Source organism: Mesorhizobium sp. M0862, assembly GCF_040319795.1.
GTDB lineage: Bacteria > Pseudomonadota > Alphaproteobacteria > Rhizobiales > Rhizobiaceae > Mesorhizobium.
This window is the reverse complement of sequence record NZ_JAMYOJ010000005.1, coordinates 307,623-328,709: the sequence shown is the minus strand read 5'-3', so window position 1 is coordinate 328,709 and position 21,087 is coordinate 307,623. Positions and strand designations below refer to the sequence as shown.

Genomic DNA, 21,087 nt, shown 5'->3' with positions numbered 1-21,087 from the left:
GGCTACAGGTGGCCATCTACAGGTGGCGATCGCCGAGGAAGTCGAAGCCCGTCTCGAAGAAATGGCTGTAATTGCAGGTCAGTTCCTCGCCGGGTGCGATGTCGCGCAAGGCATAGGTTTCCTCGGGCGAGGAGACATCGCAATTCGGTTCGTCGTCATGGTTCATGTAGCGGGCGTCGTCGGCTTCGAAGACGATGTAGTTCGGATCCCGGCGGTCTGGATAGGAATAACGGTCGAGATAGTTCTTCACCGGGCCGCTCTCGCCTTCATAGGTCTCGACGTCGATGATCCGGTCGAATCTGGGGTCGAGCTTCCAGACCAGCGTGCCCTTGGCAATGTGGTTCCTGGCGAAAACCCCGATGCCCTGGATCGGTGATTTCTCGAGATAGGTGTCGACGAGCAACATAGTGGCCCCTTTGCGTATGTCATGGTCTGGAAGGTGGCGCGCATGGGTAGCGCGCAGCCATTGCAAATGCGAGTGAAAATGAGCAGCCCGGAATTCAAAAAGTGACGACCGGCGCGCCTCGACGGGCGCGCTTTTCGCTTCGACATCAGCGCTGCTGCAAGGCCAGACGAACGCCTAACGCGCAGTAGATGCCGCCAACCACCTTGCCTTGCCATTTCACCACCGACGGATTGCGGCGCAGGAACGTGCCGAGCCGGCCCGCACTCACGGCAAAGACGACTGTGCTGAAAAGGCCGAGCAGAACAAAGATTATGCCCAGCGTCATCAGCTGGAGCATCACCGATCCGTTTTCAGGCCGCACGAACTGGGGCAGGAAGGCGAGGAAGAAAAGCGCCGTCTTTGGATTAAGCACTTCGGTCAGGACAGCTTGACGAAACGCCTTGCTGGCGGAGATCGCGAGTGCGCCGGCAGTAGGGTCGGCCGGTATTCTCTCGATGATTGCGCGGATGCCGAGGTAAACGAGATACGCCGCGCCGATGTATTTTACGACGCTGAACAGCGTTGCCGAAGTGGCGATGATCGCCGAAATGCCGACCATCGCCATGATGGTATGGAACACATCGCCAGCCGCGACGCCCGCGCCCGTCGCGACGCCAACCCTGGTTCCGGAACTCGTCGCTCGCGCGACCGTCAAAAGCGTGGCTGGGCCTGGAATAAACACAAAGCCAAGCACAACCGCTATGTAAGCCGTCAAGGTGGATAGATCGATCATTGCGACGCCTCCGTTGCATTCTCAGCCTTGCCCGTAACCTCGGGTTCGGGCTTGGCCGTAACCTTGAGCGCGAAGGAGTAGGTATAGGCGATCTCCTCCAGCCTGGAGAACCGGCCCGACGCGCCGGCATGGCCGGAATCCATGTTGATCTTGAACAGCACCGGATTGTCGCCGCTCTTGCGCTCGCGCAGCCGCGCCACCCATTTGGCCGGCTCCCAATAGGTGACGCGCGGATCGGTGAGGCCGGCCAGCGCCAGGATCGGCGGGTAGTCGTGATCGGCAACATTGTCATAGGGCGAGTAGGCGGCGATGGTATTGTAATCTTCCGCCGACCCGATCGGGTTGCCCCATTCCGGCCACTCCGGCGGCGTCAGCGGCAAGCTTGCGTCGAGCATCGTGGTCAGCACGTCGACAAAGGGAACCTCGGCAACGATGGCGCCGAAATTTTGCGGCGCCATGTTGGCGATCGCACCCATCAGCATGCCGCCGGCCGAGCCGCCTTGCGCGACGATGCGGTCGTGATGGGTGTAACGCTCGGCGACGAGATGCTGCGCGACGGCGATGAAATCGGTGAACGTGTTCATCTTGTGCGCCCGTTTGCCGTCGTCATACCAGCCATAGCCCTTGTCCTTGCCGCCGCGGACATGGGCGATGGCAAAGACAAAGCCACGGTCGACCAGCGAGAACCAGTTGGTGTTGAACGCCGCCGGAATGGCAATGCCGTAAGAGCCGTAGCCGTAAAGCAGGCACGGTGCGGAGCCATCGAGCGGCGTGTCGCGGTGGTGCAGCAGCGAGACCGGCACCAGTTCGCCATCGGCGGCCGGCGCCATCAACCGGCGCGTGACATAATGATCCGGATTGTGACCGGACGGCACTTCCTGGGTCTTCAGCAGCACACGCTCGCGGCTGCGCATATTGTAGTCGAAGACCTGCGCCGGGGTCGTCATCGACGAATAGGTGAAGCGCATGATCTCGGTGTCGTATTCATAGGACCCCGACAGGCCGAGCGAGAACGCCTCTTCGTCGAACGAGATCAGATGCTCCTCGCCGCTGCGGCGATCGCGAACGACGATGCGCGGCAGCCCTTCCTTGCGCTCGAGCCTGACCATATGATCCCTGAAGCCGACCACCGACAGGATCAGCCGGCCTGGCTCGTGCGCCACCAGCTCTTCCCAATTGGCGCGAACCGGGTCATTAGCCGGCGCCGTCATGATCTTGAAGTCCTTGGCGCCGTCGGCATTGGTGAGGACGAAGAAGATGTCGCCGCCTTCTTCCAGATCATATTGCAGGCCAGTCTCGCGCTTTGCCACCAGCTTTGGCTCGGCGAAAGGCTCATCGGCGCGCATCAGGTGATATTCCGAGGTTTCGTGATCGTTGATCCCGATCATGATCCATTCGTTGGAGCGCGTGCCGCCGACATCCATGAAGAAGCCGGGATCGGTTTCCTCATAAATCAGCCGGTCATTAAGGGGGCTGCCGCCGAGCGCGTGGAACAGCACCTTGGACGGGCGATGATTGTCGTCGAGCCTTGTGTAGAAGAAGCCGTCATCGGCGGCATTCCAGACGCCGCCACCACTGGTGGCCTCGATCTGGTCGCTCAGTTCCTTGCCGCTGGTGAGATCGCGCACGCGAAGTGTGAAGAATTCAGAGCCCTTGTCGTCGAACGCCCACAACAGCTTGCGGTGATCGGCCGAATGGTCGACGCCGCCGAGGCGGAAATAGGGCTTGCCCTCGGCTTCCGCGTCGCCATCGAGCAGGATCTGCTCATCGCCGCCATCGCGCGGCATGCGGAAATAGCGGGGCTGTTCGCCGCCAAGCTTGAAGGATGAGCCGTAAGCATAGGGGCCATCCTTCATCGGCACCGTCGAATCATCTTCCTTGATGCGCCCCTTCATCTCGCCGAACAGCTGCTTCCGAAGCTCTAGCGTATCGGCCATAAGCACTGCTTGATAGGCGTTTTCGGCTTCGAGATGGGCGCGGATGCGGCCCTCAAGCAGGGAAGGGTCCCTGAACATCGCCTGCCAGTTCTCGGCCCTCAGCCAGGCATAGTCATCTGTGCGGGTAATGCCGTGATGCGTGTCGAAGACGGGGTGTTTCTCGGGGCTCGGCGGGCTGGCGGTCGGAAAAGCTGAGGTCTTGGTCATTGCGTCTCACTGAAGAAATTACTTGAATGGCAAATGAACACGCCGATCAGCGCGGGTTCAAGGGCCGGGATGTATTGGTTGCGGCGGGCTCGGGAGATGAGCCAAAAGGAGAGGATGATGAATTTCCATATCAACACCGCTGCGGCTCTCGCCGTCGTCGCTTCGACCGTTCTGGCTTTCACCGGCCAGTCTCATGCAACCGCGTTCGCCGCTTGGCAAGTGGCTGGCGTGCCGTTCGGCGACACGCTCAACGTTCGCAAATATCCGTCCGGCACCTCGCAGAAGCAGGCCGCCTATCCCAACGGGACGATCCTGCAGATGACCGGCAAGTGCACCGGCGGCTTGAATCTTCTGGAGATCGCCGGCCAGCCGCACTGGAAACAGAAACAGGCAATTCGCTATCAATGGTGTCAAGTTTGGCACGACCCGGCGCAAAATGGTGGTTTTGTTAGTGGCTGGGTCTATGGAAAATACCTCACGCCGTATTGAATCCGGTCAGACCGAAGATCTTCTTCGGCGTGTTTCGCCAACGCTTTGCAACTTGCGGTTTGGTACGAATCCGACAATCAGCCGCCCAAACCTCGAAGCATAGACCAAGCATCGCTGCCCACTTTATGAGTCCTTGCTGATTTAGCGGTGGTGTGACCTTACGTCATGCTAGTCCTGGTCCGACCAGAAAATATCGCGAAGTTACAGAGTGCACGAAAGATTGAAGCTGAAGAGCGACTATTCGATGAATATCGTTGAATATAGCGCAAGATGCGAATTGACTTACTTTGTCTGTGGGCTCATTAAGATGCCCGGACGCGAATCCATGAAGCTCTTCCCGCGTGAAATTCGCGCCATGCCCGATCTTCCAAAAAGGGCGCAAACAGAAACATCCTTCGTTGGGGCCTAAACCATGGATATCGTCGAAACACCTTCCAGAAATAGCGATGCGCTGATCGAGCTGACCGCCGATGTGGTGGCAGCCTATGTCAGCAACAATCCCGTGCCGGTCGGCGAATTGCCGAACCTTATCGCTGATGTCCATGCCGCTCTCGGGCGCGTGGGCGGAGCAAGCGAACAGCCTCCGGCCGACAAGCAGAAGCCTGCGGTAAACCCGAAGCGCTCTGTTCATGACGATTACATCGTCTGCCTTGAAGATGGCAAGAAGTTCAAGTCGCTGAAGCGCCACCTGATGACCCATTACGGTCTGACGCCCGATGAATACCGCGAGAAGTGGAATCTCGACGCCAGCTATCCGATGGTTGCCCCCAACTATGCCGCTGCCCGTTCGCAGCTGGCCAAGAAGATGGGCCTCGGCCGCAAGCGCAAGGGGCGGTAACACCGGCTCCAATGGACAAGATCAACGGCGCCCCTTACGGCGCCGTTTTTGTTCCTAGAACAATTCCAGGAAAACTGCCGAGCGCTTTCCCTTGGAATTGCGTCGAAAGAAGAGAAGATAGAGCAATCAAGCAGTCTGCTTGAGAGCCATCTCGGCGTCCCGCTTGACGCGCTTGACCATCGAGCGCAGGCCATTGGCCCGCTGCGGCGACAGATGTTCGTCGAGGCCAAGCGACCTCAGCGTCGCCTCGGCGTCCGTTTCAAGGATCTGGCTGGCAGTCCGTCCCGAAAACAGCGCCAGCATGATGGCGACCAGACCGCGCACGATATGAGCGTCTGAATCGCCTGTGAAGGTGATGACCGGATCGGCGCCCGGCGCTCGGCTCGTGGTCAGCCAGACCTGGCTGACGCAGCCCGGCACCTTGTTGGCGGCGTTGCGTTCGGCGTCGGGAAATGGCGGCAGCGCTTCGCCGAGCTCGATCACATAGCGATAGCGGTCTTCCCACTCGTCGAGCAGGGAGAAGTCGTCGCGGATCGTCTGGATCGTCGTGGCCATTGCTCAGGATATAGTCATCCGCGGCTGCGGCGTCACGGAAAAAGAAGAAAAGCACCGCAGGCATCGAGAGGTCCGACCGGCCTGCGGTGTCGCTGTAGATACAGCTGAAACGGTGTTTAGTTCTTCGCCACCAGCTTGGCAGGTATGTTGACTGTCGCCGGCAGCACGATGTCCTTGGCGACGTTGCCGGTGGCCAGCGATGTATCGGGCGAGGTCTCGGCGCTCTTGTCGTCCAGCATGGCGGCGGCGATCTTGGCGGTTTCCTTGGCCCGGGCGCTGATCGTATGCATCGCCGACTTGCCGGTTTCGCAGACGTCCGGCTTACGCTCGCAAATGCCGGCGATGTCGCCGACCGCTTCGCGCGCCGCAAAAAGCGCCTGGAACGGCCCGACGCTTTCGCGGCCATCCTCGTCGGGGCCGACGGTCAGCGGCAGCGCCAGCAACACCAGCGAAAACCAGAACGCCATTCTTATCAAAAAGCCCATCGATCTGCCCTCTCGTCCAATGACCGGATCATGCGTCCATGCGCAATGACCTCTTTATATCAGCGACAATGGCACATGAGGCGCAAAGGACGGCTTTCTTGCTCAGCGAAAATTTTCCTCAAATTTTAGGCAAATTCGAAGCGAGGCGTTTTGCAGTGCATTAGCCTCAAATGCCGGCAATTTTCTTAACCTTGCAGTAACCATCTAAGCGATTGTTGCGCATGGATATCTTCAGAAGAGCAGGCATGCCGGCTCAGGGTTTCGCAGCCACGGGCACGCCCTTTGCACATAACGCTCCGTTTACTATGGCTACAAATGGCGGTGCATTCCGGTGCCGGCGCTCCAATTTTTGCCGCAGCGCGCTCGTTGTTCCGGTCAGCCTTATTCATTCCTTAAACGCTGGATGCGAGTTTCAAACAAGCAAAAGCGACCTGCAAAGCAGGGCAGTCACGACCGGGTGCGAGTGCGTTGAGTTTGACAACTGCCAGATACATTGAACTGCCTGGCGCGCTGGCGGCCGGTTGCGAACGCATGGTCCATCCGGCCATCATCGGCCAGGGCGATCGCCTGCGCCAGCGCCGGTTCATCGGCATCATGCTTGCCGCTCCGTTCTTCGCCGCCGGTGCGGCGGTGACACTGGTCACCTCGGGCATGGGCGCCGCCGTCACCGTCGCAACCATTTTCGCCGCCTTCGGTCTTTGCTGGTTCGCCGCCTTGCTGGTGGCGGCGTCGGGCAAGATGACGCTGGCAGCCCAGGTTGCCCTTGCCGCCGGCGGTCTTGCCCTTGCCGGCGCCGTCGCGGCAGCAGGCGGCCTGGCGTCGCCGGTTGCGCTGCTGGCCCTGGCACTGCCATTCGAGGCCTGGTGGATCGGCGGTTCAAAGCGCGCGGCACTTTGGGGCGGCCTCTCAACCTTGGCCGCAATGCTGCTGCAGCCCTTTGTCGGCTCTGTCGTCCCGCTCGGAGGGGCGCAAGTCGCGGCGTGGCACTGGCTGCTGCCGCTCGCCTGGGGCCTGACGCTGGTTCCCCGGCTCGCAGCCCTCGGCGATGCCGCACGCGCGCAGCCCGCGCTGCTTCCAAACGACCGCCTTGAAGATATGATCGACGCCGTTGTCCTGCATGTCGCCCGGCATGGCGAGGTCCTGGATGCCTCGGCCAAGGCGCGCACCATCCTGAAGCTGCCGCCGGAACTGCTTTTCGGCGCCGGGCTGTTCGACCGCATCCACCTGTCCGATCGCGTCGCTTATCTCAGCGCGCTTGCCGACATGCGCGATGGCGCCCTGGCGCGCCGGCTCGATCTTCGGGTAAGGCTGCCGCAGGACGGCAGCGCCTCGACGGCCGACAATTACCGGCCATTTCAGCTCGAACTGATGCGTGCCGAAGAGCAGCAGGAGACCTTCACCCTGCTGCTGCGCGAGAACGACGAGACTGCCGAATTGCGCGACGAGCTTGCTGCCGCCAATGAGGCCGCAGCGTCGGCCGAGGTGGCAAAGGGCCGCTTCCTGGCGGTCGTCAGCCATGAGCTTCGGACGCCGCTCAACGCCATCATCGGTTTTTCCGACATGCTGCTGCATGAGATGTTCGGCGGCTTCAAGGACCCGCGCCAGAAGGAGTATGTCAGCCTGGTGAAGGAGTCGGGCCAGCATCTGCTTGCCGTCGTCACCTCCATCCTTGATGTCTCGAGGATCGAGGCCGGCGCCTACGCGACCGAGCCCGAACCGTTCCGATTCATCGAAGCGGTCGAGATGTGCCAGTCGATGATGCAGCTGCAGGCGAATGCCAAGAACATCGATCTCCAGGCGCAGATTGCGCCGGACGCCGGGGAGATCAATGCCGACCGTCGTGCCGTGCAGCAGATCCTGATCAACCTCGTCTCCAATGCGGTCAAGTTCACGCCCGATGGCGGCAATGTCGTCGTCGGCGCCAAGCGGATCGGCTCGCGGCTGCATTTCTGGGTCAGGGACACCGGCATCGGCATCGCCGAGGAAGATTTTGTCAATCTCGGAAAGCCGTTCATGCAGATCCAGAATGACTATACGCGCCGCTTCGAGGGCACCGGGCTCGGCCTGTCGCTGGTCAAGGGCCTGGTGGCGCTGCACGACGGCACGATGTCGATCGAAAGCATGCCGGGCGAGGGGACGACGGTCACGATCAGCCTGCCGGTGAACGGGCCGAAGAGGAGCGCGACCGACAGGAACGGCGTGCTGCCGATGCCCGCGACCAGGACGAAAGGCGACGCGAAAGGGGACAGGAATGGCTCGCTCCGCAAAACAGCCTAAGGCGGTCAAGCGCCGCAGCGGCGCGTTCGAGGCCGGCGCGATTGCGCTCGGCGGCGCGATCTCGCGCAATCCGGTCCTGGTCGGCGGGTCGACCGCCTTCCTGGTGACGCTGTTCTACGTTTCCGCCAACGCGCTGTGGTACCAGCCGTTTCCGCATGCCGGCGCCTTCTTCGCCACCCGCAGCATCGAGGGTTTTCCGCACCCCGGCGCGGACGAACCCGAAACCACCATCAACATCCTGCGGCCCGGCCCGGCACCGGTCAAAAGCGACCCGACCGTCGAGCAGGTCCAGGGCATCCTGAAGGATCTCGATTTCTACACGGGAACGGTCGACGGCATTTCCGGGCCGAATACCCAAAAGGCGATCCAGGCATACCAGCAGAAAGTTGGCCTGCCGGCCTCCGGTGAGATCGACGCCGTCCTGCTCGACCAGCTCGGCGCCAAGCAGACAACAGCTGGCATCCCGCATCCTGTGCCGAGGCCCGTGGATATGGCCGCCGCTCGAGTTGCCGCGCCCGAGGCCGCGCCTGCGCTCATCCCGGTTTCCGCGTCGGTATCCGCCCAGGCGCCCGATGCCCGCATCGTCAAGATCCAGGCCGGCCTGAAGGCATTCGGCAATGACGACATGCAACTCGACGGCGTCGTCGGCGCCCGCACCAAGGCGGCGATCAAGGAATTCCAGTCGCTGTTCGGCCTGCCGGAAACGGGCGAGCCCGACGAGGTCGTCTACGTCAAGATGCGCGAGATCGGCCTGACCAATTGAGGGTCAAGACGACCGCTCGCGGATAGCCGAAAATCCGGCTAAGACGCCGCGCATGTCCTCCGGAGCCTCGTCATGCGCGTAACCACCGAGTTTTGGGTGTCGGCCCTGCTGCGCCGTGTGTTCGGCGCCGGCGGCTTTGCGGCCGTCGTCAAGCGCGGCGCGACCGAGGCCGGCGCTGTCTTCGTGCTCTCCCGCGGCAGGCTGGGCGACGTCTCCCTGTTCGGCCCGGCGCCGCAGACGAGCTACGATTCGGACAAACCGGATGATCGCTTTTTCACGCTGCTCGGCGCCGGCGACGATGCCGCCGCGCTTGACGCCAGGCTTGAGCGGGAGAAAAAATTCGATCCCGACATCTGGGTGGTCGAAATCGAGGCCGGAACGGTTTCCGTCGAGGAGCTTCTCTCCGTCAAGACGCCTTGAGGCTGGCCCCTAAGCTGGCTTTGTCGACGTCCGGCGCTTGGTCGCCATTCGCGGCGACAGGGGTGTTGCCGCGCACCGCTCGCGACAATGTTTCGGCCTTCCAGCCGCGCACCTTGTCGAGCGCCGCCTCGTGGTGCAGCAGCCGGTAGCGGTCGAGGAAGATGCGGATCGCCTGCGGGTGCGGAAACTCCCGGGGGTAAACCGCGACCACGATCAGGAATGCCCTGTCCTCACTGAGGTCGAGCGCCCGCAGCGCGGCGAGCAGCGAGACATAGCTCGAATGCTCGGTCAGCGACCGCGCCGTCGAGAAGTCGATGTCGAGCGCGTCGGCAAGCGCGGTCTGGAAGAAGGCGGCGTTGCCGGTCAGCGCCGTCTCGCGCAGCTTGCTGTAAGTTGCTAAGCCGACGAAGGGATTGACCGATGTCGCCTCGCCCTCGGCGAGCATCATCGAGCGCAGGCGGCGCCTGGCGGTTTCGGCGGCGCTGCCGGGCAGTTTTGGTGCGCTGGGAGCGGCGGCAGCGGCTTCGGCGTCGGCGCCCGCCACGTCGGCGATCGGCTCGGGCTGCCGCACGCGCACCAGGGTCGGCTTTTCCAGCGCCTTGATCAACTGCGCGATGGTCGGGTTCAAATCCTTGCGGCGGGCAATGGCGCGCGCATGCGGCAGGCCGTGGCGGCCGATCAACGCGATCAGGTCGATGTCGCCCAGCGCCCGCGAACGGACGAGCAAGGGCGCGCAGACATCGACCGGCTCCTCGCAAAGCCGCCGCACCAGGGCGGCCGGCGCATATTCGCATTCGGACAGGGCGGCGGCGACATAGCGGCGCGATTCGTCCGGCACGCTGTCGAACAGCGGCAGCGTCAGATCCTCGAGCTGGGCGATCTCGCGGCGCGACGGGCGGGTCAGCGAGCAGAACGCCGACACGGCGGCGCGAAACAGCCTTTCGGCTTTTCCCGATTCTGTCCGTATGGCGATTTGCCTGAAATCCGAAGCTGACACGGAAGATACGCCCGACACTCGACACAACCCGGACCATGCTCAACCGCAACTGTGTCGGTTTCGCGCTAGGCCTGGAACAAACATCAAATTAGCCGCGATCCGTTAGCGCTCCGTTAACCCTCTGCCTGCCTTAATCACATTTGGAGGCGTTGCGTTGTGCTCCGGGGCAACCGAGAGGAATACGCGAACCATGGGCAGGGTACTGTCTTTCGTGCCGCGATCGGCACCAGTCAATCGAGCAGTTCAGGACACCGGTACGCCGGCGGCGGTGATCATTTTCCCCGGCGTCCGCTACGAGCATCCGCCATTGGCGGGCCAGGCGCGACCGGCGGACCAGCCGGGCACACCACGGACGCCTGTTCCGCACCACTGAATTTGCTGGTCGTCGGGGTGAGGTCAGTAGTCCTGCAGTTCGCAGGAGCTCTGGTCCAGGAACTGCGACACAACCGGCTTCCAGCTGTCGTCAGGCACCAAGGCGCGGATGACGAAGATGCCTTCCTCGATCGGCGCCTCGACGAAGATCGCCCCTTGCAGGTCTTCGGGAAGCTCCCTGCGCACGTCGATCATCTGTGCCGGCGTCAGCACCACGGTGTCCAGCTTGTTGCCGGTCGCCGTGCGGTCGTTGAATGAATAGAAATTGTGGCCGTTGCGGTCATAGACCGACACCGACCAGAACGGCACGCTGCCCGGCGCTTTGATCCGCACCACGCCTTCGGCAAGGTCGAAGCGGCAGGCGGCGGCGTAAAACAGCGGATCCACCGACTTCACCACCGGCGCGCCGCCCGCCTCGGCATCCAGCCTGGTCATCTTGTAGAGGTCGGACGCCATCGCCAGCCGTGACCAGGCATCGCGCTCGGTAAATTCCGGCACCAGCAAAAGCACCACGATGTGGACGATGCCGGCGCCGAGCAGGCCGAGCAGGATGGCGTGCAGCAACCTACGCATTGCAGCCAGCCTTGACGATCCGGGGCAGCGACACGTCGGAAAGGCCGGTGCTTGAGGCAATCGGCGTGTCGTAGAAGGTGAGCACGAAATACATCCGGCCAAAACCTTCGGTCAGAAGCCAGTTGCCGGGGGCCGGACGGTTGCCGACGGCGATGATCACCGAATTGTCGGGCTGACGCAGCACCTGGTAGGATTGCAGCGCCGCCAGCCTCGGCTTGCCGGTGTCGACCACGCCGAGCGATTGATCCGCGGCATAGAGCGTCCAGAACCGGGCGGTCGGGAAACTGCCTTCGATCCTGTAGTCGCATTGCCGCTGAAGCTCATCGCCGGCCGCATCGCGTTCGGCGATGAAGGACAAGCCTTCCGCCTTGCCGAGCGCCAGCACGCCCTCGCGCGCCACGCGCGCCTTCGAATAGGGGTCGGCATCTTGCGTGCCGATCTCGGGGAAGGCGGTCCATTGGCCGATGCTGATCGCGCCGACGCCGCTCTGCGCCTGCAGCGCATACCAGACGCTGCCGCCGCCGAGGCCGATGGCTATGGCAAGCGAAAGCAGCGTGAAAAAGGCGGTCTTGAGCATGAAGAACCGGGACGAGAGAATTATCGTTCGGGGATATAGCGGGGCAGGCCACAGAGCAAGCAGCGCTGTGGAATCAAAGCGCCGACAGGGTCTCCGGTGTCTGCGGCGAGCCGAGCACGGGCGCTGTCTGGAACACCTTGGTCATCTCGCGCAGCGTCTGTGTCGTGCGGCTGGACAACACCGCCGGGCGCTCGGCCGCGGCATCGGCGGCTGCCTGATCGGCGTTTTTCTTCTCCGCTTCCTCGGCTTTGGCCGCGATCTCTTCGTCGACGAAGGGCTTGTCTAGGCCGGGGATCGGCTTCAGGTCGATATTCTGGTGCGCGTAGACCATCAGCCGCTGCCACACCATCGCCGGCAGCGTGCCGCCGGTCATGTTGCGGGTCGGGGTGAAGTCGTCATTGCCGAGCCAGACGGCAGCCGTGTAATTGCCGGTGAAGCCGACGAACCAGGCGTCGCGGTAGGATTGCGTCGTCCCCGTCTTGCCAGCGACGACGATGTTGGGCAGCTGCGCGCGCCGCGCGGTGCCGATCGCCGGCACCGCAGCCAGCATGGTGTTCATGTATTTCAAAGCCTGTTCCGACAGAACCCGATGCGGCGCCGGCGCATCCTTGGCAAAGTCGTAGACGACATCGCCGGTGCGGGTGACGAGCTGGGTGATGCCGTGCCGCGAGCCGGCGAAGCCGTTCTGCGCGAACACGCTGTAGCCCGTCGCCTGGTCCATGACCGTCATGCCCGATGTGCCGAGCACCATGGTCTTGTGCGACTCCAGCGGCGATTCCACGCCGAATGATTCGGCCATCGCCTTGATCGGGCCGATGCCGAGATAGTCCTTGGCCAGCCGTACCGGCACGGTGTTGATCGATTTGGCGATCGCCGTGATCAGCGTCACATTGCCGGCCGAGCCGCCATTGTAATTGTGCGGTGACCAGCCGCCCCAGCTGATCGGCCCGCCTGAGACGACGGAGTCCGGGGTGAACCCGTGCTCCATGGCGGTGGCGTAGACGTAAGGTTTGAACGAGGAGCCGGTCTGGCGCAGCGCCTTGGTGGCGCGGTTGAACTGGCTTGCGCCATAGTCGCGGCCGCCGACAATGGCGCGTACCGCGCCATTGGTCTCGATCACTACAACGGCGCCCTCGGTGACGTTGTATTCCTTGCCGAACTGGCGGAGATGGAATTCGACGGATTCCTCCGCCGCTTTCTGGATGTTGGCGTCGAAAGTGGTGTGGGCGACCAGCGAATGCTGGCCGGGCTTGGCGATTTTCTTGACCTCATCGAAGGCCCAGTCGAGGTAATAATCCGGGCTCTTCTGCTCGCCGCGGTCGACGATCTCGGCTGGATGCAGCCTTGCCTGCAGCACCTGGCCTTCGGTCATGAAACCGGAATCGACGAGGTTCGACAGCACCACATTGGCGCGAGCACGGGCGGCGGGCAGGTTGATGTGCGGGGCGTATTTGGTCGGCGCCTTGAACAGGCCGGCCAGCATCGCCGCCTCGGCGAGGTTCAGATCCTTGACGCTCTTGCCGAAATAGAAATCCGCCGCCGCCTCGATGCCGAACGTGCCGCCGCCCATATAGGCGCGGTCGAGATAAAGCTGCAGGATCTCCTTCTTCGACAGATTGGCCTCCAGCCACAGCGACAGGAAGGCTTCCTTGATCTTGCGTTGGAAGGTCCGCTCATTCGACAGGAACAGGTTCTTGGCCAGCTGCTGGGTGATGCTGGAGCCGCCCTGGACGACGGAATTGGCCCGCACATTCTCGAAGATGGCGCGCGACAGGCCGAGCACGTCGATGCCGTAGTGCTCGAAGAAGCGCCGGTCCTCGGTCGCCAGCACTGCTTTGATGACATGGTCCGGCATCTCGTCGACAGGCACGGAATCGCGCTGGATGATGCCGCGCTGGCCAATCTCGTTGCCGTAGCGGTCGAGGAAGGTGACGGCGAAATCGCCCTGACTGCGCCAGTCGCCGGTGGTGATCTGGAAGGCCGGCATCGCGAGTGCGAGCAGCACGACGACGCCGCCGGCGCCCATCGTAAAACCTTCGCTCAGCACCTCGATGATGCCGCGTCGCCAGCCGGTGACTCGGAAGCGCCGCGAAAAAATGGTCGCCGATTCCCAGAACTGGCCGGCTTTGAAGCCGATTTCGTAGAGCGAGGAATCGATCCACGCGTCCACCGCCAGCAGTGCGGCGGCGATCGGACCTCTTCGTCTTGGACGTCGTTCTAAAGGACTGGCCATTCCCGAAACTCACCCCACCCACCTGAGAACCGCAAGCGGGCAATTTCAGGGCGGGCATACCCGGCGAAGACTATTCTTCCATTTCAGCCCGGCTCACAAGGGCAGCCAGGCCACACCGCACGGTTTGTTGAGCGCCGCCCGGATCGTGACGCTGGAGGTCGACGCCGTCGATGCCGACGCCAGTGGCTTCGAGCCAGTCTGGCACAAGGGCCGGCGCGTCGGCTTCGTCGCCTCAGCCGGCTATGGCTACACAATAGGCAAAAGCGTCGCGCTGACGTTGCTGGGCGACGAATTCGCCGGGGAGGGGACCGCGCTTTGGGTGCACATTGTCGGCGTCGAGCGGCCGGCGCGAATTATTCCGGCCTCGCCATACGACCCCGAGGGCAGGCGATGCGGCAATGAGGAGTTTTGGCCATGGTCGATGACATTATAAGGGAGACCAGGCGCGAGCGCCGGCGCGGGCACACCGGTGAGGCCGGCAGCGGGTCAAGCCGCCACCCGAACTATCGCTCGCTCAAGAACCCGTTCCTGCCGCAGCCGGTGTTTTCGGACGACCAGGTCGCGGCCATCCACGACACGGCGTTGCGCGTGCTGGAAGAGCTCGGCATCAAGGTGCTGCTGCCGGAGGCACGGGCGATCTACGCCAAAGCCGGTGCGCTGGTCGACGAGGACAGCCAGATGGTGCGCATCGGCCGCGATATTGTCACTGCGGCACTGGCCTCGGCGCCGAAATCCATCCGGGCGCTGGCGGGCAACCGTAGCCGCGATCTCATGCTGGAGCTCGGCTCGATGACGTTCCTGGCCGGAGCCGGGGCGCCCAACGTCACCGATCTCGAACGCGGACGGCGTCCGGGCACGCTCGCCGCTTTCGAAGAACTGACCAAGCTTGTTCAGAATTTCGACGTGCTGCATATGCTCGGCCCCTGGATCGAGCCGCAGGATGTCGACAACCATTTGCGCCACTATGCCGTCAACCGTGCGCAGCTGACCCTGTCGGACAAGTTCCCCTTCGTCTTCGCCCGCGGCACGCCGCAGGTCGAGGATGGGTTCGAGATGATCAGGCTGGCGCGCGGGCTCTCGCAGGACGAGTTCCTGGCCGGCGTCCATTGCTACACCGTGATCAACACCAATTCGCCGCGCCAGCTCGATATCCCGATGGCGCAAGGCATCATCGACTTCGCCAGGGCCGGCCAGGTCTCTGTCATCACGCCCTTCTGCCTGGCCGGCGCCATGGCGCCGATCACCGTCGCCGGCGCATTGACGCTGCAGCATGCCGAGGCGCTGGCTGGTCTCGCGCTGGCGCAGATGGTGCGGCCGGGCGCACCGGTGGTCTACGGATCCTTCTCCTCCAATGTCGACATGAAGTCCGGCGCACCGGCCTTCGGCACGCCCGAGCACGTCAAGGCGACGCTGGGCGCCGGCCAGCTGGCGCGCTTCACCGGCCTGCCTTGGCGGTCCGGCGGCGGCAGTGCGGCCAACATTTCCGATGTGCAGGCGGCGCACGAGACGCAGTTCGCGCTGTGGGGCTCGGTGCTTGCCGGCGCCACCGTCTGCATCCATGCCGCGGGCTGGCTGGAGGGTGGCCTCAGCGTCTCCTACGAGAAGCTGATCACCGATATCGAGGCATTGCAGACGGTTGCCGAACTCTGCGCTACGACCCCCGGCGACGAGGATTCGATCGGCTTCGAGGCGATCGCTGAAGTCCAGCCGGGCGGGCATTTCTTCTCCGCCGGCCACACCATGACGCGCTACCGCACCGCCTTCTACGAGCCGCTGGTCGCCGATTGGTCGAATTTCGGCAGCTGGACGCAGTCCGGTTCGAAGTCGGCCACCGAGCGCGCCACCGGCATCTGGAAGCGGACGCTGGCCGACTTCCAGCCGCCGGCGTCGGCCGTTGCCACATCCGATGTGCTCGACGAGTTCATTGCCCGCCGCACCGAAGAGGGCGGAGCGTTGCCGGTGTCGTGAGGTTGGCAGCCGTCACGTCGGCCGCTTGTCGCCGGTCTTCGACGGCTCGCGGCGAATCGGCCCGGCATCGGCCTGCCTGTGCTTGTCGGCGGCAATCCGGCGGATGCGATCGAAGCGGCTCTCCTCCGCCGGCTTGGTCGCGGATACAGCGTTTGGCTTCGGGGCGAATGTGATCATCTATCGATCTCCCTGTCGTTGATGACTGGTCTTGACTGACTGACGGAAATTCCTGGCTCGCCGGGGAAATGTCCCCGGCAGCCTGTTTTGATTTATGCCCGCCCAGATTCCCAGCGGGCAATTTTCGGGCGATGGTCAGTAGCCGCCCATGCCGCCACCGCCGCCCGCAGGCGCCGCATCCTTGGCCGGAACGTCGGTGATCATCGCTTCGGCGGTGATCAGAAGGGCGGCGATCGAGCCGGCGTCCTGCAACGCGGTGCGCACCACTTTCGCCGGGTCGACGATGCCGGCCTTGATCATGTCGACATAGACCTCGTTCTGGGCGTCAAAGCCCTGATTCTGGTCCTTGCTGTCGGACAGCTTGCCGACGACGATCGAGCCTTCGACGCCGGAATTCTCGGCGATCTGGCGGATCGGCGCTTCCAGCGCCCTGAGCACGATCGAAATGCCGGCGGTCACATCGTCATTGGCGCCGGTCAGGCCGGCCAGAGCCGATCTTGCGCGCAGAAGCGCCACGCCACCGCCGGGCACGATGCCTTCTTCCACCGCCGCGCGCGTCGCATTCAGCGCGTCGTCGATGCGGTCCTTCTTTTCCTTCACTTCAGACTCGGTGACGCCGCCGACGCGGATCACGGCGACGCCGCCGGCGAGCTTGGCCAGCCGCTCCTGCAGCTTCTCCTTGTCGTAGTCGGACGTGGTCTCCTCGATCTGGCCCTTGATCTGCGCGATGCGCGCCTGGATGGTCGCCTTGGTGCCGGCGCCGTCGATGATCGTGGTGGTGTCCTTCTCGATCAGTACGCGCTTGGCGCGGCCAAGCATCTCGATGGTGACGTTTTCGAGCTTGATGCCGAGATCCTCGGAAATCATCTGGCCCGATGTCAGCACGGCGATGTCTTCCAGCATCGCCTTGCGGCGATCGCCGAAGCCCGGCGCCTTGACGGCCGCGACCTTGAGGCCGCCGCGCAGCTTGTTGACGACCAGCGTCGCCAGTGCTTCGCCTTCGACGTCTTCCGAGATGATCAGCAACGGCCTGCCGCTCTGCACCACTGCTTCGAGGATCGGCAGCATCGCCTGCAGATTGCCGAGCTTCTTCTCGTGGATGAGCACGTAAGGCTCTTCCAGTTCGACGCGCATCTTGTCGGCATTGGTGACGAAATAGGGTGAGAGATAGCCGCGGTCGAACTGCATGCCTTCGACGACGTCGAGTTCGGTGTCGGCGGTCTTGGCCTCCTCGACGGTGATGACGCCGTCATTGCCGACCTTGTCCATCGCCTTGGCGATCATGGCGCCGACGCTGGCATCGCCATTGGCGGCGATAGTGCCGACCTGCGCGATCTCGGCCGACGACTTGACCTTCTTGGCCTTCGCCTTGATGTCCTTGACCACGGCGGCGACAGCCTGGTCGATGCCACGCTTGAGGTCCATCGGGTTCATGCCCGCGGCAACCAGCTTGGCGCCTTCGCGCAGGATCGATGCGGCCAGCACCGTGGCGGTGGTGGTGCCGTCACCGGCGAGGTCGTTGGTCTTCGAAGCCACTTCGCGCACCATCTGCGCGCCCATGTTCTCGAACTTGTCAGCAAGCTCGATTTCCTTGGCCACCGTCACACCGTCCTTGGTGATGCGCGGCGCGCCATAGGCCTTGTCGATGATGACGTTGCGGCCCTTGGGGCCGAGCGTGACCTTCACCGCATTGGTGAGGATCTCGACGCCGCGCAGCATGCGGTCGCGCGCGTCGGTGGCGAATTTGATTTCCTTGGCAGACATTTTTTTCAATCCCGTTGGTGTGGTGAAGCAAGCGGCTCGCCGGAGCCTGGCAAAGCCAGGCCGGTCAGGCAGCCTTCTTGGCTTTGACGCTCTTCTCGGTGACGACCGTCCCGCTCTTGCCGATAGCGGCCGTCTCGCTCTTGCCGATGACGCCCATAATGTCGGCTTCCTTCATGATCAGCAGGTCCTCGCCGTCGATCTTGACCTCGGTGCCCGACCATTTGCCGAACAGGATGAAGTCGCCGGCCTTGACGTCGAGCGGAACAAGCGCGCCGTTTTCGTCGCGTGCGCCCGGCCCAACGGCGATGACTTCGCCTTCCTGCGGCTTTTCCTTGGCATTGTCGGGAATGATGATGCCGCCCTTGGATTTGACATCGCCTTCGGCGCGCCGGATGACGACGCGGTCGTGGAGTGGCCGAAACTTCATGAGAACTTCTTTCTGGGGCCGGCATAGGCGACCGCGCCGTTCTTATAGGCGTGTTGGCACTCGATAGATAGGAGTGCCAAAAATTATTCGTGGCCAAAATTAAATATTAAAAAGTATTATGATGTCTGCAGGGTTCGAAACGTCGCGAGGCGCCTAGATATTTCAAAAAATTGAATTTCGAGGCAAAAGTGGCTATTTATATCGTAAGTTCGATTTCACAATTTCAGGCACGAAGGAGATTTAGGCGATGGCCGAAGGCAATCAGAGCATCATGGAAAAAGCTGAAGCCCGCTTCATGGACAAGCAGAAGAAGACGGCCGAGCGCAACAAGGCAACCTCCGACTACATGTCCGAAGCGAGGGCCAGGGAGATCAAGACAGCAAGGCTCAGGGAATTGCGCCTGGCCAAGGAAGAGGCCGACCGCGTCGCGGAAGCCTTGAACCCGACACCGAAGAAGAAGCGGGCGACAGTCAAGAAAGCCGCCGCCGCGCCGAAGGGGGGCACGTCATGAGCCTGACATTCCCCAATCCAAGTCGCTTCTATGACGAGGCCGGCAAGCGCATCCGCTTTGTCGGCCACGACGGCATGTTCCAGATTTCCTTCTCTGTCGCAGCCGATGCCCTCTCGAAGGCGCCATCAGGGACGGCGACCGCGGAAGCCACCTATCTGGCGGCTTTCGACACCGCGTCCAGCTCCATCCATGACGTTGCCAGCAAGGCCTACGCCCGCACCCGCAAGAGCATATATGTGCTCACAGCCGCGGATTTCGGTTAGCGCGCGTTCGTCTTGCAATCAGAGCGGCTGAGATCAGCGTGCGTCAGGACTTGCGGTCGGCTTTTGCCCGCCGCTTGACGTCCCGGCTGTTCAGGCGGTCGGCCATCGCTTCCGCATCGCGCAAATTCATGGCCACCATCACCTGTTGCTTAAGCTCGACAGGCTGGCCGGTGAAGATGTCGAAGATAGTCCAGCTCTCGGGCTCGTCCATGCGCAACGCGTAGCGGTTTGTCATATCGGCATCAGGCCTTTGACATGAAAAATGCCGCCGCCAGGATCAGGATTGTCCAGGCCACCACCGACAGCTTCAAGGCCAGGCCGCCATGCATTGAAAGTATCTCGCGCATGCGCAGGGCCACGGTCCTCTTCGACAGGGCGGGTGCTGCCGCAATCGCGACCGGGGGCTTGACGCCGAGCTTTCCAAAAGCCGGCAGCAGCGGTGGCGTTCGCATGAAATGACCTCGAATTGCCGGAGAAAACAGGGCTCCTCATAACACCCTTCTTGAAACTCCCCGCATGCCAAATAGAACCCGGTCCGTGAAAGGGCCATGCCGCCCGATTCGCCGCCTTCCATCAGGCGGATCGTCATCTGGCGAAATCCGTGCAACGCGGTTAGGTTGCGCGCGAAACTGAGGTTGTTCAAAGCGTGACAGGCGAACGGAGACGACGATGACGGCGCCCGGCGATTTGCTGCAAGCCTTGTTCATGAGATTGAAGAGCGATGCCTCGCTGACGGCGCTGCTCGGCGGCGCCGGGTTGCGCGAGCAGGCGGCCGACAGTGCCGCCTTCCCTTATGTGACCTATGGCAGGACCAGCGCATTCGATCTGGACACCGGCGCCGACAATGATGACGACCAGCTCATCACGCTGCATGTCTGGTCGAAGGCGCAAGGCGAGGCCGAGACGCGTCTGATCATGGACAGCATCCGGGCGCGCCTTGACGGCGCCGCTTTCGCCACCGGCTCGCGCGACCAGACCCGCCTGTCCTTGGAGTTCGCCGAGGCCCGCTACGACGAGGACCTGGCGCTCTACCACGGGGTGCTGCGGATACGCGCCCTCACCGAGCAAAGTGATTGAAGCAACCTAGATTTGCGCCTGGATCTCGGCCTTGTCGATGACTGACCACACCTCGCGGATGCGACCCTCTCCGAATTCGTAGAAAACATTCTCAGCGAACGACACGCGCTTGCCGTTCACCGGCAGGCCGAACAGCACGCCCTTGGGATGACAGTCGAAATGCAGGCGCGCCGCCACGCGCGGCGGCTGGCAGACCAGCAGTTCGATGTTGAAGCGGAGGTCGGGAATCGCCTCGAAATCGCCTTCGAGCATACGGCGATAACCCGACAGGCCGAGCATTTCGCCATTGTGCTGCACCTCGTCGCCGACAAAGTCTCCAAGTTTCGCCCAGTCCTGGGCATTCAGGCAAGCGATATAGCCCCGGTAAAGGTCGGCAAGGTCTTTATCCGTCATGGCGCACTCCGATGATTTGGCGTTTCCCGCGCTATTTAGGGCGGCCCTTCAGAATGGTCTCGCCTTGACCTGTTCCCAATCTGGCTGCGAATTGAGAACCTGCGCGCAAACACCATAGCCGCGCAGCCGGTTTTCCGGTTATGAATCCATTGCCCGGTCTGAGGGACTGGGCGGTAGGATCGCATTCATTCGTTGCGCGCGCAGGGGGTATTGCGGGGATGGATTTTCACCCGTTTACCGTTCATTTCACGTTCAGCACAGTTGCGTTACAACGCCGACCATGAAAACGCTTCGCTCTCATGTCAGAACCGCGATACTGGCGCTCACAGCGGCCGGCCTGTTGGCGTCGCAAGCGACGCCGGCAGCCGCGGCGGATTGCTACGCGATCGGCCAGCAGGTTGCCGAGCAGAATGGCGGCACGCTGGCCAAGGCTTCGCAGACGACGCGTGGCGGCCAGGAGGTCTGCGTCATCGTCGTGCTTGTGCCGGGCAAGGACGGCCAGCGTCCGCGCCGCTCCGAGATCGTCGTCCCGGCGAACTGATCCAATCTTCCCCCTTGCAGGGTCGTTTCCCAGACCACCGGAATCGGCCTATAGCTGACCCATCA

Annotated in this window: 26 protein-coding genes; 11 read left to right on the top strand and 15 right to left on the bottom strand. The window is 62.7% G+C overall.

Translation table 11 applies throughout. The features are described 5' to 3' along the window. Nucleotides 1–16: 16 nt before the first annotated feature. From NKI15_RS10660 to NKI15_RS10650, 3 genes are all read right to left on the bottom strand, one after another. Nucleotides 17–406, bottom strand: coding sequence for an SET domain-containing protein (locus NKI15_RS10660; RefSeq protein WP_023673684.1), 390 nt, complete (start codon nucleotides 404–406; stop codon nucleotides 17–19). Nucleotides 407–551: 145 nt separating this feature from the next. After that, nucleotides 552–1,178 carry a LysE family translocator gene (locus NKI15_RS10655; protein ID WP_023692796.1) on the bottom strand — a complete coding sequence of 209 codons (627 nt, stop codon included), beginning with the start codon at nucleotides 1,176–1,178 and terminating at the stop codon, nucleotides 552–554. After that, nucleotides 1,175–3,322 carry a S9 family peptidase gene (locus NKI15_RS10650; protein ID WP_352514201.1) on the bottom strand — a complete coding sequence of 716 codons (2,148 nt, stop codon included), beginning with the start codon at nucleotides 3,320–3,322 and terminating at the stop codon, nucleotides 1,175–1,177. The genes NKI15_RS10655 and NKI15_RS10650 overlap by 4 nt, the downstream gene beginning before the upstream one ends. A gap of 114 nt (nucleotides 3,323–3,436) precedes the next feature. On the opposite strand from NKI15_RS10650, the gene NKI15_RS10645 reads away from it, so the two are divergent. Both NKI15_RS10645 and NKI15_RS10640 read left to right on the top strand, forming a co-directional pair. Next, nucleotides 3,437–3,811, top strand: coding sequence for an SH3 domain-containing protein (locus tag NKI15_RS10645; protein WP_023702200.1), 375 nt, complete (start codon nucleotides 3,437–3,439; stop codon nucleotides 3,809–3,811). Between the two features lie 412 nt (nucleotides 3,812–4,223). Beyond that, nucleotides 4,224–4,649, top strand: a complete 426-nt coding sequence (locus tag NKI15_RS10640) for a Ros/MucR family transcriptional regulator (protein WP_023673680.1) — start codon at nucleotides 4,224–4,226, stop codon at nucleotides 4,647–4,649. Between the two features lie 126 nt (nucleotides 4,650–4,775). Here NKI15_RS10640 and NKI15_RS10635 read toward each other — a convergent pair whose 3' ends face one another. Both NKI15_RS10635 and NKI15_RS10630 read right to left on the bottom strand, forming a co-directional pair. Then, nucleotides 4,776–5,204, bottom strand: coding sequence for a SufE family protein (locus tag NKI15_RS10635; RefSeq protein ID WP_023673679.1), 429 nt, complete (start codon nucleotides 5,202–5,204; stop codon nucleotides 4,776–4,778). Nucleotides 5,205–5,320: 116 nt separating this feature from the next. Beyond that, a complete protein-coding gene (locus tag NKI15_RS10630; protein ID WP_352514202.1) occupies nucleotides 5,321–5,689 on the bottom strand; it encodes a DUF5330 domain-containing protein in 369 nt (122 codons plus the stop codon). 531 nt (nucleotides 5,690–6,220) lie between these two features. Between NKI15_RS10630 and NKI15_RS10625 the strand changes: the two genes are divergently transcribed. The 3 genes from NKI15_RS10625 (at nucleotide 6,221) to NKI15_RS10615 (ending at nucleotide 9,149) form a co-directional block, all read left to right on the top strand. Further along, complete coding sequence (locus NKI15_RS10625) at nucleotides 6,221–7,966, top strand: sensor histidine kinase (protein WP_352514274.1); 1,746 nt, start codon at nucleotides 6,221–6,223, stop codon at nucleotides 7,964–7,966. After that, nucleotides 7,941–8,729, top strand: coding sequence for a peptidoglycan-binding domain-containing protein (locus NKI15_RS10620; RefSeq protein WP_352514203.1), 789 nt, complete (start codon nucleotides 7,941–7,943; stop codon nucleotides 8,727–8,729). The genes NKI15_RS10625 and NKI15_RS10620 overlap by 26 nt, the downstream gene beginning before the upstream one ends. Nucleotides 8,730–8,801: 72 nt before the next feature. Beyond that, nucleotides 8,802–9,149, top strand: a complete 348-nt coding sequence (locus tag NKI15_RS10615) for a DUF1491 family protein (protein WP_023698568.1) — start codon at nucleotides 8,802–8,804, stop codon at nucleotides 9,147–9,149. Here the strand turns inward: NKI15_RS10615 and NKI15_RS10610 are convergent. The 4 genes from NKI15_RS10610 to NKI15_RS10595 form a co-directional block, all read right to left on the bottom strand. Then, nucleotides 9,136–10,146: a hypothetical protein gene (locus NKI15_RS10610; RefSeq protein WP_352514204.1), complete on the bottom strand. Its 1,011-nt coding sequence runs from the start codon at nucleotides 10,144–10,146 to the stop codon at nucleotides 9,136–9,138. The two genes, NKI15_RS10615 and NKI15_RS10610, sit on opposite strands and share 14 nt — an antisense overlap. Nucleotides 10,147–10,542: 396 nt before the next feature. Further along, a complete protein-coding gene (locus tag NKI15_RS10605) occupies nucleotides 10,543–11,091 on the bottom strand; it encodes a DUF1254 domain-containing protein (protein WP_023702197.1) in 549 nt (182 codons plus the stop codon). Further along, complete coding sequence (locus NKI15_RS10600) at nucleotides 11,084–11,668, bottom strand: DUF1214 domain-containing protein (protein WP_023670163.1); 585 nt, start codon at nucleotides 11,666–11,668, stop codon at nucleotides 11,084–11,086. Before NKI15_RS10600 ends, NKI15_RS10605 begins: the two co-directional genes overlap by 8 nt. Before the next feature lie 73 nt (nucleotides 11,669–11,741). Next, nucleotides 11,742–13,901, bottom strand: coding sequence for a transglycosylase domain-containing protein (locus NKI15_RS10595; RefSeq protein WP_023687235.1), 2,160 nt, complete (start codon nucleotides 13,899–13,901; stop codon nucleotides 11,742–11,744). A gap of 127 nt (nucleotides 13,902–14,028) precedes the next feature. Between NKI15_RS10595 and NKI15_RS10590 the strand changes: the two genes are divergently transcribed. Both NKI15_RS10590 and NKI15_RS10585 read left to right on the top strand, forming a co-directional pair. Next, nucleotides 14,029–14,334, top strand: coding sequence for a glycine cleavage T C-terminal barrel domain-containing protein (locus tag NKI15_RS10590; protein ID WP_023727644.1), 306 nt, complete (start codon nucleotides 14,029–14,031; stop codon nucleotides 14,332–14,334). Then, complete coding sequence (locus tag NKI15_RS10585; protein ID WP_023754804.1) at nucleotides 14,316–15,869, top strand: trimethylamine methyltransferase family protein; 1,554 nt, start codon at nucleotides 14,316–14,318, stop codon at nucleotides 15,867–15,869. The genes NKI15_RS10590 and NKI15_RS10585 overlap by 19 nt, the downstream gene beginning before the upstream one ends. Nucleotides 15,870–15,881: 12 nt before the next feature. Here NKI15_RS10585 and NKI15_RS10580 read toward each other — a convergent pair whose 3' ends face one another. The 3 genes from NKI15_RS10580 to NKI15_RS10570 form a co-directional block, all read right to left on the bottom strand. Continuing rightward, entirely contained in the window at nucleotides 15,882–16,046 is a 165-nt protein-coding gene (locus NKI15_RS10580) for a hypothetical protein (RefSeq protein ID WP_023687237.1), read from the bottom strand. 135 nt (nucleotides 16,047–16,181) lie between these two features. Next, on the bottom strand, nucleotides 16,182–17,810 hold the full coding sequence (groL, locus tag NKI15_RS10575; RefSeq protein WP_023687238.1) for a chaperonin GroEL: 1,629 nt from the start codon (nucleotides 17,808–17,810) through the stop codon (nucleotides 16,182–16,184). Between the two features lie 64 nt (nucleotides 17,811–17,874). Further along, nucleotides 17,875–18,237 carry a co-chaperone GroES gene (locus NKI15_RS10570; protein ID WP_023727642.1) on the bottom strand — a complete coding sequence of 121 codons (363 nt, stop codon included), beginning with the start codon at nucleotides 18,235–18,237 and terminating at the stop codon, nucleotides 17,875–17,877. Nucleotides 18,238–18,484: 247 nt separating this feature from the next. On the opposite strand from NKI15_RS10570, the gene NKI15_RS10565 reads away from it, so the two are divergent. Then, nucleotides 18,485–18,748 (top strand): hypothetical protein, encoded by a 264-nt coding sequence (locus NKI15_RS10565; protein ID WP_023670169.1) that lies wholly within the window; start codon nucleotides 18,485–18,487, stop codon nucleotides 18,746–18,748. Beyond that, entirely contained in the window at nucleotides 18,745–19,011 is a 267-nt protein-coding gene (locus NKI15_RS10560; RefSeq protein ID WP_023727641.1) for a DUF1488 family protein, read from the top strand. The genes NKI15_RS10565 and NKI15_RS10560 overlap by 4 nt, the downstream gene beginning before the upstream one ends. 43 nt (nucleotides 19,012–19,054) lie before the next feature. On the opposite strand, the gene NKI15_RS10555 is transcribed toward NKI15_RS10560, so the two are convergent. Continuing rightward, nucleotides 19,055–19,246, bottom strand: a complete 192-nt coding sequence (locus NKI15_RS10555; RefSeq protein ID WP_023684535.1) for a hypothetical protein — start codon at nucleotides 19,244–19,246, stop codon at nucleotides 19,055–19,057. A 7-nt stretch (nucleotides 19,247–19,253) separates the two neighbouring features. After that, nucleotides 19,254–19,463, bottom strand: a complete 210-nt coding sequence (locus NKI15_RS10550; protein WP_023727640.1) for a hypothetical protein — start codon at nucleotides 19,461–19,463, stop codon at nucleotides 19,254–19,256. A gap of 217 nt (nucleotides 19,464–19,680) precedes the next feature. On the opposite strand from NKI15_RS10550, the gene NKI15_RS10545 reads away from it, so the two are divergent. After that, nucleotides 19,681–20,088, top strand: coding sequence for a DUF3168 domain-containing protein (locus NKI15_RS10545; RefSeq protein ID WP_023670173.1), 408 nt, complete (start codon nucleotides 19,681–19,683; stop codon nucleotides 20,086–20,088). A 6-nt stretch (nucleotides 20,089–20,094) separates the two neighbouring features. Here NKI15_RS10545 and NKI15_RS10540 read toward each other — a convergent pair whose 3' ends face one another. Next, nucleotides 20,095–20,481, bottom strand: a complete 387-nt coding sequence (locus NKI15_RS10540) for an ester cyclase (RefSeq protein ID WP_023684533.1) — start codon at nucleotides 20,479–20,481, stop codon at nucleotides 20,095–20,097. A gap of 280 nt (nucleotides 20,482–20,761) precedes the next feature. Between NKI15_RS10540 and NKI15_RS10535 the strand changes: the two genes are divergently transcribed. Continuing rightward, complete coding sequence (locus tag NKI15_RS10535; protein WP_023670174.1) at nucleotides 20,762–21,022, top strand: hypothetical protein; 261 nt, start codon at nucleotides 20,762–20,764, stop codon at nucleotides 21,020–21,022. The last annotated feature ends 65 nt before the right edge of the window (nucleotides 21,023–21,087 follow it).

What these genes read in the sequence shown, in the direction of transcription:
- NKI15_RS10625 (WP_352514274.1), top strand. Translation starts at nt 6,221, where the DNA reads ATGGTCCATCCGGCCATCATCGGCCAGGGCGATCGCCTGCGCCAGCGC.
- NKI15_RS10615 (WP_023698568.1), top strand. Translation starts at nt 8,802, where the DNA reads ATGCGCGTAACCACCGAGTTTTGGGTGTCGGCCCTGCTGCGCCGTGTG.
- NKI15_RS10540 (WP_023684533.1), bottom strand. Translation starts at nt 20,481, where the DNA reads ATGACGGATAAAGACCTTGCCGACCTTTACCGGGGCTATATCGCTTGC.
- NKI15_RS10570 (WP_023727642.1), bottom strand. Translation starts at nt 18,237, where the DNA reads ATGAAGTTTCGGCCACTCCACGACCGCGTCGTCATCCGGCGCGCCGAA.
- NKI15_RS10640 (WP_023673680.1), top strand. Translation starts at nt 4,224, where the DNA reads ATGGATATCGTCGAAACACCTTCCAGAAATAGCGATGCGCTGATCGAG.
- NKI15_RS10645 (WP_023702200.1), top strand. Translation starts at nt 3,437, where the DNA reads ATGATGAATTTCCATATCAACACCGCTGCGGCTCTCGCCGTCGTCGCT.
- NKI15_RS10650 (WP_352514201.1), bottom strand. Translation starts at nt 3,322, where the DNA reads ATGACCAAGACCTCAGCTTTTCCGACCGCCAGCCCGCCGAGCCCCGAG.
- NKI15_RS10620 (WP_352514203.1), top strand. Translation starts at nt 7,941, where the DNA reads ATGGCTCGCTCCGCAAAACAGCCTAAGGCGGTCAAGCGCCGCAGCGGC.
- groL (WP_023687238.1), bottom strand. Translation starts at nt 17,810, where the DNA reads ATGTCTGCCAAGGAAATCAAATTCGCCACCGACGCGCGCGACCGCATG.
- NKI15_RS10565 (WP_023670169.1), top strand. Translation starts at nt 18,485, where the DNA reads ATGGCCGAAGGCAATCAGAGCATCATGGAAAAAGCTGAAGCCCGCTTC.
- NKI15_RS10535 (WP_023670174.1), top strand. Translation starts at nt 20,762, where the DNA reads ATGAAAACGCTTCGCTCTCATGTCAGAACCGCGATACTGGCGCTCACA.
- NKI15_RS10655 (WP_023692796.1), bottom strand. Translation starts at nt 1,178, where the DNA reads ATGATCGATCTATCCACCTTGACGGCTTACATAGCGGTTGTGCTTGGC.
- NKI15_RS10595 (WP_023687235.1), bottom strand. Translation starts at nt 13,901, where the DNA reads ATGGCCAGTCCTTTAGAACGACGTCCAAGACGAAGAGGTCCGATCGCC.
- NKI15_RS10600 (WP_023670163.1), bottom strand. Translation starts at nt 11,668, where the DNA reads ATGCTCAAGACCGCCTTTTTCACGCTGCTTTCGCTTGCCATAGCCATC.
- NKI15_RS10605 (WP_023702197.1), bottom strand. Translation starts at nt 11,091, where the DNA reads ATGCGTAGGTTGCTGCACGCCATCCTGCTCGGCCTGCTCGGCGCCGGC.
- NKI15_RS10635 (WP_023673679.1), bottom strand. Translation starts at nt 5,204, where the DNA reads ATGGCCACGACGATCCAGACGATCCGCGACGACTTCTCCCTGCTCGAC.
- NKI15_RS10545 (WP_023670173.1), top strand. Translation starts at nt 19,681, where the DNA reads ATGACGGCGCCCGGCGATTTGCTGCAAGCCTTGTTCATGAGATTGAAG.
- NKI15_RS10555 (WP_023684535.1), bottom strand. Translation starts at nt 19,246, where the DNA reads ATGACAAACCGCTACGCGTTGCGCATGGACGAGCCCGAGAGCTGGACT.
- NKI15_RS10550 (WP_023727640.1), bottom strand. Translation starts at nt 19,463, where the DNA reads ATGCGAACGCCACCGCTGCTGCCGGCTTTTGGAAAGCTCGGCGTCAAG.
- NKI15_RS10585 (WP_023754804.1), top strand. Translation starts at nt 14,316, where the DNA reads ATGGTCGATGACATTATAAGGGAGACCAGGCGCGAGCGCCGGCGCGGG.
- NKI15_RS10630 (WP_352514202.1), bottom strand. Translation starts at nt 5,689, where the DNA reads ATGGGCTTTTTGATAAGAATGGCGTTCTGGTTTTCGCTGGTGTTGCTG.
- NKI15_RS10660 (WP_023673684.1), bottom strand. Translation starts at nt 406, where the DNA reads ATGTTGCTCGTCGACACCTATCTCGAGAAATCACCGATCCAGGGCATC.
- NKI15_RS10580 (WP_023687237.1), bottom strand. Translation starts at nt 16,046, where the DNA reads ATGATCACATTCGCCCCGAAGCCAAACGCTGTATCCGCGACCAAGCCG.
- NKI15_RS10560 (WP_023727641.1), top strand. Translation starts at nt 18,745, where the DNA reads ATGAGCCTGACATTCCCCAATCCAAGTCGCTTCTATGACGAGGCCGGC.